This is a genomic window from Segatella copri DSM 18205 (genome assembly GCF_025151535.1).
Taxonomy (GTDB): Bacteria; Bacteroidota; Bacteroidia; order Bacteroidales; family Bacteroidaceae; genus Prevotella; species Prevotella copri.
Genome location: NZ_CP102288.1, coordinates 3,144,234 through 3,157,733 on the forward strand (window position 1 = coordinate 3,144,234; position 13,500 = coordinate 3,157,733).

Sequence of the window (13,500 nt, forward strand, 5' to 3'; positions counted from 1 at the left end):
AGATGGAGGAAGGAACCGCTGCTTCTGGTGAAGGAGGAGATGAACTCTATGAGCACTGGAAGGTTCAGGTGGATGCCAACCAGGATCCGGTGCGTATTGATAAGTACCTGGCTGATAAGATGGCCTATCAGAGCCGTAACCGTATTCAGCAGGCTGCTGATGCCGGATTCATCCATGTCAATGGTAAACCGGTAAAGAGCAACTATAAGGTGCGCCCTAATGATCTGGTTACTCTGATGCTCGACCGTCCTCGTCATGAAACGAGTATCAAACCTGAAGAAATCGCTATCAATGTGGTTTATGAAGACGATCAGCTGATGGTGGTCAACAAGGAAGCAGGTATGGTGGTGCATCCGGGTGCGGGCAACTTTCATGGAACCTTGATTCAGGCGGTAGCCTGGCATTTAAGGGATATGCCTGAGTTTGATGCCAATGATCCGGAAGTGGGCTTGGTGCATCGAATCGATAAAGATACCAGCGGACTGCTCGTTGTGGCAAAGACTCCTACGGCAAAGAACGCACTGGGTAAGCAGTTCTTCAACAAGACTACCCATCGCAGTTACAATGCGCTCGTTTGGGGCAACATTGTAGAAGATGAAGGTCGCATAGAAGGCAATATCGGCCGTGATCCGAAGAACCGCCTCCGTATGAAGGTCTTCGATCCGGATAGCGGAATAGGCAAGACGGCGGTTACGCATTACAAGGTGTTGGAGCGTTTCGGTTATACCACCTTGGTGCAGTGTGTGCTTGAAACAGGCCGTACCCATCAGATTCGTGCTCACATGAAGCATATCGGTCATCCGCTCTTTATGGACGAAACGTATGGCGGAACAGAGATTCTGAGAGGTCAGCGCAGTAGCAGCTACAAGGCATTTATCCAGAACTGCTTCAAACTCTGTCCGCGTCAGGCTCTCCATGCCAAGACACTCGGCTTCGTGCATCCTACAACCAAGCAGCAGATGGATTTTGACAGTGAGTGGCCAAATGATTTTAGACAATTAATAGAAAAGTGGCGCGGCTTCATCGCTGGCACCACACAAGATACATTCAAAAATATTTAGTAATTATGGAAAATAGCAAGAGAACGATAGCCATCGTATGTGGTGGTGATTCTTCTGAGCACGACGTATCATTGCGCTCAGGACAGGGTTTGTACTCTTTCTTTGATAAAGAGCGCTACAATATTTATCTCGTCGATGTGAAGGGCACCGACTGGCATGTTGCTTTGGATAATGGTGAGACTATCGAGATTGACAAGAACGATTTTTCTTTCGTTATGAACGGCAAGCATGTCTATTTCGATTATGCTTATATCACCATCCACGGACAGCCTGGTGAGAATGGTGTGATGCAGGGCTACTTCGACCTCATCCATCTGCCATACTCTACAAGCGGTGTTCTGGTAGAGGCAATGACTTTTGATAAGTATGTGCTCAATAATTATCTGCGCGGTTTCGGTATAAACGTAGCAGACAGTATCTTGCTCCGTCGCGGTGAAGCTTATGATGAAGAAGAGATTGCCAAGCGCATCGGTATGCCTTGTTTCGTAAAGCCTGCTGCTGACGGCAGTAGCTTTGGTGTGAGCAAGGTGAAGAATGCTGACCAGCTGGCTCCAGCCCTCCGTGTGGCTTTCATGGAGAGCAATGAGGTAATGATCGAGGGCTTCCTTGATGGTACAGAGATTTCACAGGGTATCTACAAGACAGCCGAGAAGACTGTTGTACTGCCAGCTACAGAGGTGGTTACTACCAACGAGTTCTTCGATTACGATGCCAAGTATAACGGTCAGGTACAGGAAATCACTCCAGCCCGTCTCTCTCCAGAGACTGCAGAAGAGGTTGCCAAGACTACATCCCGCATCTACGACATTCTTCATGCCAACGGTATCATCCGTATCGACTATATCATCTCTAAGGATAAGGATGGTAAAGACAAGGTGAACATGCTGGAGATCAATACCACTCCAGGTATGACCGTTACCAGTTTCATTCCTCAGCAGGTTCGTGCAGCAGGTCTTGATATCAAGGATGTGCTCAGCGAAATTGTGGAGAATCAGTTCTAATAATTGGGGAATTTATAGAAGTTAAGGGAATTTATAGAAGTTAAGGGACAATAGTTTTGAAGCCTATAGGTGTGGTAAAAAGCATTTGTCCCTTAACTTCCCAAACGACCATAGGGAGTGATAACTTCTCTTTACTTCTCTAACTTCCCATAAAAATATAAAGTTATGAAGATCCCTCAAGAATTTGATACCATCCGTCCTTGGGAGCCTGAAGATCTCCCAGAGGTATTCGACCGTTTGCTTTCAAACGATCAGTTTAAACAAGTGCTTGCCTATCTCTATCCACAAGTACCTTTCGAGATGATTGCCCAGAAGTTGAAGGCATGTAAGACCAATCTGGATTTCCAGCTGGCTTTTGCTTACGATTTTGTTCATGGCATTCTGAAGAAGGCAGCAACAGGCTGCGAGATGGATTGCACATCGCTCGATAATACCCGTAATTATACTTTCATCAGTAATCACCGTGATATCGTGCTCGATTCAGCCATTCTCGATGTCCTTCTTGTCGATAATGGTTTTAAGACCACCTGTGAGATAGCTATCGGCGATAATCTCCTTTCTCTTCCTTGGGTCAAGGGCCTGGTACGTGTCAACAAGGCGTTTATCGTAGAGCGTGCCCTGAGCATGCGACAGATGCTGATGTCGAGCAAGCGCCTCTCTGACTATATGCATTTCGCCATCAAGGAGAAGAACGAGAACATCTGGATAGCCCAGCGCGAGGGTAGGGCCAAGGACAGTAATGACCGCACCCAGAAGAGTATCCTCCAGATGATGTCGATGGGAGGCGAGGGTAGCATTATCGACCGCCTGAAACAACTTCATCTCGTACCGCTCTCTATCAGTTACGAATATGATCCATGCGATTTCCTGAAGGCAAAGGAGTTCCAGCAGAAGCGCGATAATGCCGATTGGAAGAAGGGACCAATGGATGACCTGGTAAGCATGCAGACCGGTATCTTCGGTTATAAGGGTCATGTGCATTATCATGCAGCTCCATGTCTTGATGATTATCTGGACAGTCTTGATCCTGATATGCCTAAGCAGGATATATATAATAAGGTAGCCGCCTACATGGATGAGCAGATATTCAAGAACTACCGCCTCTATCCGGGCAACTATGTGGCTCTTGATTTGCTTGAAAACTCAACTGCTCATCAGGCTGAATATACTGCCGAAGATAAGGCAAAATTTGAAAAATATATGGCTGGTCAGCTTGCGAAAATTGACCTTCCAAATAAGGATGAAGCTTACTTGAGAGAGAAATTTCTCGAGATGTATGCTAATCCTGTACGTAATTACCTTGCTGCTCAATAGCGGCACGGTAATACTTTTTCTGTTTGATGATGTTGGAAACTGTTATTATCTGCCTGTTTTAATCAGACTCCTAATTGGTAATTCATAAGCTGTTTAAGGCAGACTGTTAACTGGCAAACCACAGACAGCCTACTGGCGCTATAGCCGCTAGTGGACTGTTCGCCTAGAACAGCCTTCCCCTTTGCCTTTGTTTCGTTTTTATGCGAAGCTTACGAAGAAATACTCTTCACTCTTCACCTTTCGCTCGGAATCCCCTGTGTTTATCGGCATTCCGGGCGGTGAAGAGTATTCGGGCACTCTTCACCTACTCTTCACCACTCTTCACCTCTCTGTTTCGGCGGATTTGCGTATCTTCTTACGCCTCGATGCCTCGTGCCTTGGTGAAGAGTGGTGAAGAGTGGGTGAAGAGTCGCTGATAACTCTTCACCCCTTGAAACGCCCTGTTTATGGGCGTTTCAGAGCATAAGGTGAAGAGTGAAGAGTTTCTGACGGAATAGGTCTAAGCCCCGACTGCCGTCCAGCAGTCGGGGCTTTTCGTAGCATTATGTTAGCAGGATTTGACTTTTATTGCTTTTCTTCTGTACTATCTTGTTGAATGTATGTTTTTGTTTGGAAGTTACAATATTTTATTGTAACTTTGTACGGGTATAAGGAAAGTTCTAAATCGTCCACGGGTGTTGTGGAAAGAACATGAATTTAAAATATAATCTCATGAAGAATTTGATGATAAAAACTTGGAAACCGCTGCTGTCGCTGCTCTTCGGTGTGGCGGTCGTGATATTCTGGGCAGTGCCATCGATAGCTGGCACAACTGGAGCAGGGATTCCCATTGGTTTGTCTTTACATCCCGCCGCGGTGACGGCCTCTATACCCGTCTTTATCTCGCCTGCATCGATGACAAGGGCAATGTAAGCAAGCCGTTCCTGTTGCCACAGCGCAATCCGAAGAAGTACTACGATGAGTTGCTGGATTCCTATAATACCCCTGATTTCACATCCAAGCCAGTAGAGCTGGATGCCCGTGCGGCAGGAAATGAAATCATGAGTGATAAGAGGATTCCGACAAAGGTTAGATAACGGAATCTTTATAATTCCTTATTCTGTAGAACATAATTCCTTCCCTGCAATGCATTCCATTTCTATCAACCAGCCGGGGCGGCATACTTTTGCCTCCACGATGATGCGGGGTATTTGTGGATAAAACTGCTGCATCAATTTGGCAACCGTATGATAGTCGGAGATGTCGCGCAGATAGATGATGAAGTATTGGATATCATTCATCGTGGCATCGCCATCTTTCAGCAGGGCGCCGATGTTCTCAAGCAGTCTGCCGGTCTGGCGCACGATGTCTCCTTCATAGACCACATCTCCATGCTTGTCGATACTGGCTGTACCGGAGATGAAGTATTGTTGCTTGAACTGCTGGCTTACTTCTGGATGGAGAGTATGGGTAGGTAGCGTAAGCCGGGTTCCTCGTTCGAAGGCTACTCCATATTCATGGGTAGGATTCAGATGTTCGAGTGCCTGAAGATACTTCTTGTCCTCTTCCTTGATATGGGGGATGGTGAGGAAGTCGATGGCTACAGCTGCATGGCGTACCGGAGTGGCGCCACCGATACTTGTGCTGGCGATGTAGTGGGTGTCTGCTGTCAATCCCTCTTTATCGAAGATGTCATTACGGGCTTCTACTACGCCTTGATAGTTTACATCGATGTTGGTGACGTATATCCAGGTGCGAATCAGGTTGCGTTCCATTGTCATATCCGTACCTTCGATAGTCTTCAGGTATTTATTGAAGAGAAGACGGGTCTGTTCGTACGAATCCTTTCCCTTAGCCTCCTCCTCTGTAAGGCGAAGACTGTGAAAGAGAATGGAAGTCTGGGAGTCCGTTGTCTTGATTAGCAGACTCACCTTGCTGCCATTCAGTGGAGTCTGTTCCACGATAGTGAGGTTTGCGCCTTTCAGAAACTCCTGATAAAGGAGAGATTCTTCTAACTCTTTTATCTGGTTCTGGGCGTCGCTGAGGAATACCTTACAATATTGCAAGGTACGGTTTTCCAGTTTCTCTGTATCGAGAAAGTTACCTAGTTTTAGATACAGAAAGTTAAGGCGATCATTGAATGAACCCTTAGCTTCTGGTGAAAGTATTATGTATTTGTCCATCTCGTTTTTCTTTTTTTCGGCAGCAAAGGTACGGATAATATCTGAGATATAAGAATATAGACAGGATGAAATGATAAAAATACCGAGATATGGGGATAGGAACAGGCTGGATAGAACGGAAAAGAGGGAAATAAAGGCTTGTTTTCCTTCACTTCCCCCTATCTTTTTCTTATTTCCTGCTTTAGAGTGATTCGAGCATACGCTTGATGACCACCTCGGCTGAAATCTCACGGTTGGCTGCCTCTGGAATCACCAGACTGTTCTTGCTTTCAATGACATCATCGGTTACAATCAAGCCACGGCGAACTGGCAGGCAGTGCATGAAGCAACCATCGTTGGTCCAGCTCATGTGCTCCTCGTCGATGGTCCAGCTCATATCCTTGCTCAGAATTTCGCCATACTGTGCTGGGTCTTTCACGCCCGGACAGCTCCAGTTCTTGGCATAAACGAAGTCTGCACCTTCCAGAGCCTTCTTCTGGTTGTACTCTACCTTGGCATTGCCTACGAACTTAGGATCGAGTTCGTATCCCTCAGGGTGAGTAACCACGAAATCTACATCGGCTGCATTCATCCACTGGGCGAATGAGTTTGGCACAGCCTGAGGCAAGGCACGGCAATGAGGAGCCCAGGTCAGGACTACCTTAGGACGAGCCACCTTCTTATGCTCCTCGATGGTGATGAGGTCGGCAAATGCCTGGAGTGGATGAACGGTAGCTGTCTCCATAGCGAAGACTGGGCGGCCGCTGTACTTTACAAACTGGTTGACGATGGTCTCGGCATAATCGTAGTCACGGTCTTTCAAACCGGCAAAGCTACGAACACCGATAAGGTCGCAGAAGCTACCCATCACAGGGATTGCCTCCAGCAGGTGCTCGCTCTTGTCGCCATCCATGATAACGCCACGCTCTGTCTCCAGTTTCCATGCACCGGCATTCACATCAAGCACGATAACATTCATGCCCAGGTTCATCGCAGCCTTCTGTGTACTCAGTCGGGTACGGAGACTGTTATTGAAGAATATCATCAGCAAGGTTTTGTTCTTGCCCAACTCCTGATAACCGAAACGGTTTGCTTTCACTTCCTGTGCCTCGGCGAGCGCTGCTTTCAGGTCGCCAAGGTCTTCAACATTAAAGAATGTCTTCATTGTTATTTCGTTTTTTATTTGTTATTTCTGATATATATTGCTCTTGAATCTTTCTTCTTGAATCTTGATGTTTGCAAAGTTTGCATGCAAACCTTGCAAACATGGCAGAAACTAAGACTTGGTACGGAGAGGGTACGGAGCAGGTACGGAGCGGGTCTTGTTAGGCTCTTGTCTGTCCCTGACCTGTAATCAACCACTTGTAGGTGGTAATCTCTTCTAGCGCCATTGGTCCGCGGGCTCCAAGCTTTTGGGTACTGATGCCAATCTCTGCGCCCAATCCGAACTGTGCGCCATCGGTGAAACTGGTTGGAGCATTCACATAAACGCAGGCTGCATCTACCATCGCCTGGAACTTCTTCTGGGCAGTTTCATTGTTGGAAACAATGCTCTCGCTATGTCCGCTTCCGTAAGTGGCGATATGGTCGAGTGCTTCATCTTCTGAAACAACGGTTTTGATGCCCATCTGCATGCTGAGCCATTCGGTGTTCCAGATACTCTTCACGTTGGCATCAGCCTCTTTCATCTTCGCTTCGCTTTCCTCTGCCTTATATAATAAGGTGTCAGGATAGTGTCCCTTTAAGGCTTCGTAAGCCTTGGCATCTGCATGAATCTTGGTCTGTTTCTCGGCGAGTCCCTCGCAGAGAGCAGGGAGGTCGCTTAATCTGTTTTCGTGAATCAGCAGACAGTCGAGCGCATTGCATACGCTCACTCTTCGGCACTTGGCATTGGTGATGATGCGCTTGCCCATCTCCAGGTCGCCATCCTTGTCGAAGTAACAATGTACCACGCCGGCTCCGGTTTCGATAACCGGAACTTTGGCAGTATCACGGACGAAGTTGATGAGCTTCTTTCCTCCACGAGGAATACAGAGGTCAATATAGCCCACGGCATTCAGCATTTCGCCGGTAGCTTCATGGGTAGCAGGGAGCAGTGTAACAACATTCGGATCAATACCAAAAGTTATCAACACCCTGTGGATAAGTTCGACACCCGCTGAGTTTGAGGCGTTTGCATCCTTACCACCTTTCAGTACGCACGCATTTCCACTCTTGAAACAGAGTGAGAAAACATCGTAAGTCACATTAGGACGGGCTTCATAAATCATGCCGATAACTCCGAATGGAACGGCTACTCGCTGCAGATGCAAACCATTTTCGAGTGTTTTGTCTTTGAGAACTCTTCCGAGCGGTGAGGGCAGGGTACTTACGTGTCGCATATCCGAAGCAATATCCTGGAGTCGCTGCTCTGTGAGTTGCAATCGGTCGTAGAGCGGGTTCGCCTTGTCCATCTTCGCCAGGTCTTCTGCGTTCGCTGCAAGGAGCGCAGGAGTCTCTGCGATGATAGCGTCAGCCACCGCCTTTAGCACTTCATTACGTTGTTCGTCGCTGAGCAAGCCCAGTGTCTTGCTAGCTGCCTTCACTTTTTGGAAAGTCTCTTTCAGTTCCATTTGCTATTTCCTTTCTTATTTTTATGATAAGATATTTTGTAATGTGTTACGAGTTCCCTCTTAACAACGGCAAAGGTAAGCATAAATATCGGAAATTGCAAACTTTATGCAAGAAAAAGTGATGATTTTATAGATAAATGGATAGTTATACGGAAAATGAGATTTAAAAAGGTCAGGCAGCGCCTGACCTTTTGGGGGTAGCAAAGAAGATTCAGCAGACAGTGTCTGCTGTTTTTGCTTTTTGAATTCTTCAGACAGTGTCTGAAGAATTGTTAACTCTTTGAATTTCAGGTAGAACTTCTTGAAATTCATGATGTTTGTCTCCGAGAATCCTTTTCCGAATTCTATCGCAGAAATACTCAGAACTTTCATATCCTTTGGTAAATGAAAAGATTTTCTAATTTCTTGTTACTTAGTTTTATACGCCATTACATCTTTTGTGTTACAGCCTTATTGTAAAGGCAAAGGTACAACTGTTTCTTGAATATGCAAAAGAAAATGGCAGAAAGTTGAGGTACATACTCAACTTTCTGCCATTTATGATGTAATCTTTTGATTATTTAATCTTCTTGAATGTGATAGTACTAGGATATGAGGCGTTGCCATCCAGATTGTATTTTAAAACCATAGTTGTCGAATTAATACTCTGTATGGTATACACATCTAAAACGTTGATGCCATCTTCTTCGTATGTAGTTAATTTGTTGCCTGAGATAGTATAGGCTTCTCCGGAACAATCTATTTTCCATTTGTTTCCAGTCCAAAAATACTCATTGAAAGTGCCACCTTGCTTGAATTCGAAAGAGATAGCATCATCAATGTCTATGTCCTGATCTACTTTAGCAGGCTTGTCATTTTCATCCCAGTCATAGCCTGTTACATGTGTAGGTTGCCACATTCCAATGATGTATGTCTGGACATCTTCTGGGGAAGGCGTGTCTTCGTCATCTGAAGAACAAGCAGTGAAAGACACCATTGCAAACAAGGCGAAAAGAATCGCCAAAAGAGAAAAATGTAACTTTTTCATAAAATTTGCCCGTTATGCCGATAGCTATGCTTTTAATGTTATTAAATTAGTGAACTGGATAGATTGCGAAGCCATCGTTCTACATAACCTACGGATACAAACACGTGGACGAAACTTGTCCAAATTGCAGCCGTAGGAAAAGCTGATTAGAACAACAAGTAACGCCCACGATATAGCGGACGTTCACTATCTGTCGTTTCTAATGCTCTTTTTGAAATTTCCTACGTTCCAATTTGCATGACCGAATAGCAAACGCTAATTTAACCATCAAAAATATGGAAGTCCTCACAATAGTGTGATTCGATTCCAACTGCAAAGGTAAGGATAATTCTTGAAATAGCAAAATTAAACCCAGAAATTTAAAGGAAAAATTTTCTTTTTGCCTTGCTTCTGTGCTTTTTAAGTTTGTCTGCACAGCCCTCTTGCTTATCTTTAAAAGTCAAAGGATAGTTCTATGAAGAACGTTCCTTATTCTCTTATATATTGTTGATGATGTTGTATCACAAGAGAATTGTATTCGTACGATTATAGGTGTTGTCCCTATAGTCAGCAGATGTGCTGACTGCAGTCGGCAGACCTGCTGACTAGGCTCAGCAGAGCTGCTGAGCCTAGCGGCAAACTCCGAGAAGCAGTATTCTCTTACCCAAGAAACTGTCTCCGCTAACTCAAGAAACTATCTCCGTTAACCCGAGATTCTGTGTCCGTAAGCTTAAGCAACCACATTCTCTTACTTAAGCAACCATATTCTCTGGCTTGTTAAAGCAGTTAGGGAATCTACATATCCATAGTGTAGTTGTGAAGATATTCCCAAGCATCGTTCAAATCACGTAAAGGGAGGCGCTCTTTTACGAGCTTTATCTTTAATGCCTTGCAGAATGCTTTCAGAACAGATTCTGTTGCCATCTCCTCCAACTTAATATAGTTAGGACGTTTAGAGAACAAACAAGTCATCCATTGTTACTACCGACTGAACATCCCAGGCATAAGGATTGTCGGATAATCCCATGGTCGTAATCATTGTAAGATGCACGGCTTTTTCGGTACCAGTCTCTTGGATGAAGCGCTCTCGCTTGTTTTGTAAACTCGCATCTATCGTATTAGTTATCTGAAAAGGAGCCTTGGAGTATTTGATTTCACAGAGATTAATGACATCATCGCTCCTGTCTACCAGCAAGTCGATCTGTGCTCCCGGCTTTTCCTTGCTCCCGCCTACACTCCAAGAATAAACCGTGGTGATAACTCCTTGAATGCCAAGCTTCGCCTTGATCTGCCCCACATGCTGCAGGCATACTCGTTCAAAAGCCAAACCGCACCACGTATTGTACTCGGGTTTGCCGGTAATCTTTGTCCAATATTGTGCATCATTGATATAGCTGTCCTTGATAAACTTATAATAAAATAAGGTGTAATTGTCCATTAGCTGGAATAAGGCATTCTTGGCTTTCATTCCGATGCAATTATATTTTCGGATAAATCCGCAGTATTCCAAGTTCTCTAAGTATTCCGTCAACTTTCCATTGTCGGTCAATTTGGTAGTTCGTAAGATTTCTGTTCGGGTCATTCCGACTTTCTTGGTTGCCAAAGCATCTACTATCGAGAGATAAGGCTTAGGCTGTTTGAACAAAGAGTCGTATAAGTCATCAAACTCGTGACGAAGATTGCCATCTTCTGAGAAAAATAACTGGTTGATGTTCTGTGCCAGACTCATTCCCGGTTTCAGTTGAGACCAATAAAACGGAACACCTCCCATGATCATATAGCCTTCCAAAACCTGTCGGCGATTAAAGCGCAGTCCCATTTCTTCAGAATAGAGTTCGCATTCCCTTAAGCAAAACGGTTTCAGGTGAATACGGATAGACACACGGTTGTGCAATCCACCATGATTTTTAATTACCTTATTGATAATCCATGAGGTAGCACTGCCGCAAACGATGAGGAGAATATCCTTGCGGGCGGAAGCCCATCCATTCCAGAAATGTTCCAAAGCCGAAAGAAAATTGGAGCGTGGAGAATCCATCCATGGCATCTCGTCGATGAACACAACTTTCTTGGGGATAGTAGATTGCACCAACAGTTGCCCCAACCTGTCAAAAGCATCATACCAATCTTTTAACTTCGACTGTTTCTGTTTGCTATATGATGTGAGTGAACGGTTGAACTCTGCCAATTGTATGCGATTGGTCTCATTTGCCAATCCTGTATGATAAAAGGCAAAGTCATTGTTGAAGGCCTCCCTTACCAGGAAAGTCTTTCCCACTCGTCTGCGCCCATATATGGCAACAAACTTCGACTCATCAGCAATCAACGCTTGATGAAGTGTCTTCAGTTCTTCTTTTCTACCTATTAACATAGTTCAAATAGTTATATTTCTGGGGCAAATATACGAAAAAATAGTGAGATAACGTGCGGAATCTATCTTTTTTTAGATACATTCCGCACGTTTAAAGTATATTTTTAACGTTTGTTATTATAAAAAGTAAAGAAAAGAGTATGCAGAATAGCCCAAATATGAAGCGATATCTAAGAAAATGTGCTTTAAACGTGCGGAATGTGTCTTTTTTAAGCACATTCCGCACGTTTAAAGCGCATACGCTCCTTTTATGTTCTCTTGGCTGTTCTGACTCTAATTAGCCTATCACATTGCATAGTTGGTTGATGGCTGCATCAAAAGTGGTGAGGTCTTTGGCTCGCTTTCTGATGGCTGCCTTGTAATTATAGATGGTTTGCGTAGAATAGAACAGGAGGGTGGCCAGTTCCTGACCATCCGTAATTCCCAGTCGCATCAGTGCATAGATACGCAGTTCCTTGGTAAGACTGTTAGGGGCAGGGAGAACTATCTGTTTTTCTGGCAACAGCAGTTGGTTGAACTCTTCCACGAAATTCGGATACAAGTCAATGAATGCCTTGTCGAAGCGAATATAGAAGTTGGCAGCCTCTTCTTCTGCCAGCTTGTAGCTGTTGATGGCAGTCAGAAGATCGGCAGTTTGCTTTGCCTTGATTTTGCGGCTTACCAATTTGCGATAATCATCCAGTTTCTTGATATATACAGCACTGATGTCCATAAATAAATGCATATAGGTTTCTCTTCGCTTATTGGTGTTGAGCAGCTTCTGGTTCAGTTCGTCCAAGAGTGTATTTTGGCTTTTTATCTCCCTACGGCTCTTGGCTAGACGCTTGTTCATCTTGAATGCAAAGAAAGCCATGGCAAGGAATCCTAGTGACAGGATACTCACGATGACGAGAGATGCTGTTACGATGCGGTTCTTGCGTACTTCTGCCTGATGGTTCGTTTCTGTGATAAGGGGTAGTATGCGGGAAATCTCTACCATGCGGAGGCGGTTGTTGTAGAATTGGGCATCCTCCATGGAGCAATAGATGTATTTGGCAACCCTCTTTGCATAGGAGGCATCCTTATTATATAGATAGGTGGAAAGTTCCTGAAGGGCAAGATTCTCCTTCAGGGGACATATCTGGTCTGAGATGGCTGCTTCTACAATATACTTTTCATATAAATCCTTTTGGTCGGTATCATAATAATAGCGGGCTATGCAATAAGCCGATGAGGCATGCACACGGCTGTTCAGGGGACTGGCTGAAAGTGCCTTCATGTAGAACTGAAGCATCTTTTTGCTTGTACGCTGCTTTAGATATTCAAACTCTCCTGAAAGATAGTAATAAAGAGCGGATTCCTTGTTGCCGATATGTTCAAGAGTCTTGCCTAAATAAAAACGTTTCTTGGCTGCCAATCCTTCTTGAAACTCCGACTTATTGCAGAAAGTTTCCCAGTAGTTATATACCCAAGTCAAGGTATAATAATAGTATTGCAATAACTTAGGTGACATTTTCTCCACATCCATTGCGAGCATTAAGTCTTCTGCCTGGCTGTAGAAACCGCCTGTTGACAGCACTGCCGCACGATTGATTTTATTCAGGTTGATGAAATAATCATCCTGAAGTTGTGCTGCCAGCTGGTAGCCCTTCTTGGCGTATGTCATGGCAGAGTCGTAACGGTAGGTATAATACTCTCTGTAGATCTGGTTATAGAGCCTAAGCTGGCTGCGCTTGTCGGAAGTCATGTATAGTTGCTTTTTGAGTCTTAGTAGTTTCGCTTCTTTTCTTTGGGTAAACTTGCTTCGCTGAGCGATGTAACTGTCTAAACGATGGAACAGCTGTTCCTCGTTTACGGAAGAAGCATTTGCCATTAATGGCATAAACATCATTAAGAACCACAATACTACTTTCATAACTATCCTTTTAATTGTTATTGTTACTATCTGATAGGCTATTAGAGTGCCTTATAATTGTATTTTTCTGCAAAGATACTACATTTATTCCTCTTTTTAC

11 protein-coding genes and 1 pseudogene are annotated in these 13,500 nt (G+C 44.5%); 5 read left to right on the forward strand and 7 right to left on the reverse strand.

Annotated elements, in window-relative coordinates:
* Positions 1-2 precede the first annotated feature (2 nt).
* From NQ544_RS13135 to NQ544_RS13155, 5 genes and pseudogenes are all read left to right on the forward strand, one after another.
* Positions 3-1,061 (forward strand): RluA family pseudouridine synthase, encoded by a 1,059-nt coding sequence (locus NQ544_RS13135; RefSeq protein WP_228023697.1) that lies wholly within the window; start codon positions 3-5, stop codon positions 1,059-1,061.
* A 5-nt stretch (positions 1,062-1,066) separates the two neighbouring features.
* On the forward strand, positions 1,067-2,062 hold the full coding sequence (locus NQ544_RS13140) for a D-alanine--D-alanine ligase (RefSeq protein WP_006847565.1): 996 nt from the start codon (positions 1,067-1,069) through the stop codon (positions 2,060-2,062).
* A gap of 165 nt (positions 2,063-2,227) precedes the next feature.
* On the forward strand, positions 2,228-3,376 hold the full coding sequence (locus NQ544_RS13145) for a 1-acyl-sn-glycerol-3-phosphate acyltransferase (RefSeq protein ID WP_153134034.1): 1,149 nt from the start codon (positions 2,228-2,230) through the stop codon (positions 3,374-3,376).
* Between the two features lie 278 nt (positions 3,377-3,654).
* Positions 3,655-3,792 carry a hypothetical protein gene (locus NQ544_RS13150; protein WP_006847562.1) on the forward strand — a complete coding sequence of 46 codons (138 nt, stop codon included), beginning with the start codon at positions 3,655-3,657 and terminating at the stop codon, positions 3,790-3,792.
* A 381-nt stretch (positions 3,793-4,173) separates the two neighbouring features.
* Positions 4,174-4,452, forward strand: a pseudogene (locus NQ544_RS13155) (hypothetical protein); the annotation flags it as partial.
* An 18-nt stretch (positions 4,453-4,470) separates the two neighbouring features.
* Here NQ544_RS13155 and NQ544_RS13160 read toward each other — a convergent pair.
* The 7 genes from NQ544_RS13160 to NQ544_RS13190 form a co-directional block, all read right to left on the reverse strand.
* Positions 4,471-5,538, reverse strand: a complete 1,068-nt coding sequence (locus tag NQ544_RS13160) for a Rid family hydrolase (protein ID WP_006847560.1) — start codon at positions 5,536-5,538, stop codon at positions 4,471-4,473.
* Positions 5,539-5,719: 181 nt separating this feature from the next.
* Positions 5,720-6,682: a Rossmann-fold NAD(P)-binding domain-containing protein gene (locus NQ544_RS13165; protein ID WP_006847559.1), complete on the reverse strand. Its 963-nt coding sequence runs from the start codon at positions 6,680-6,682 to the stop codon at positions 5,720-5,722.
* A gap of 160 nt (positions 6,683-6,842) precedes the next feature.
* Entirely contained in the window at positions 6,843-8,129 is a 1,287-nt protein-coding gene (locus tag NQ544_RS13170; protein WP_006847557.1) for a glutamate-5-semialdehyde dehydrogenase, read from the reverse strand.
* 556 nt (positions 8,130-8,685) lie between these two features.
* Positions 8,686-9,156 carry a lipocalin-like domain-containing protein gene (locus tag NQ544_RS13175; protein ID WP_006847555.1) on the reverse strand — a complete coding sequence of 157 codons (471 nt, stop codon included), beginning with the start codon at positions 9,154-9,156 and terminating at the stop codon, positions 8,686-8,688.
* Positions 9,157-9,930: 774 nt separating this feature from the next.
* Entirely contained in the window at positions 9,931-10,059 is a 129-nt protein-coding gene (locus tag NQ544_RS13180; protein WP_254949479.1) for a hypothetical protein, read from the reverse strand.
* A gap of 28 nt (positions 10,060-10,087) precedes the next feature.
* Entirely contained in the window at positions 10,088-11,506 is a 1,419-nt protein-coding gene (locus NQ544_RS13185) for an AAA family ATPase (protein WP_006847553.1), read from the reverse strand.
* Positions 11,507-11,783: 277 nt separating this feature from the next.
* Positions 11,784-13,400: a SusR-related protein gene (locus tag NQ544_RS13190; RefSeq protein ID WP_006847552.1), complete on the reverse strand. Its 1,617-nt coding sequence runs from the start codon at positions 13,398-13,400 to the stop codon at positions 11,784-11,786.
* Positions 13,401-13,500: the final 100 nt, after the last annotated feature.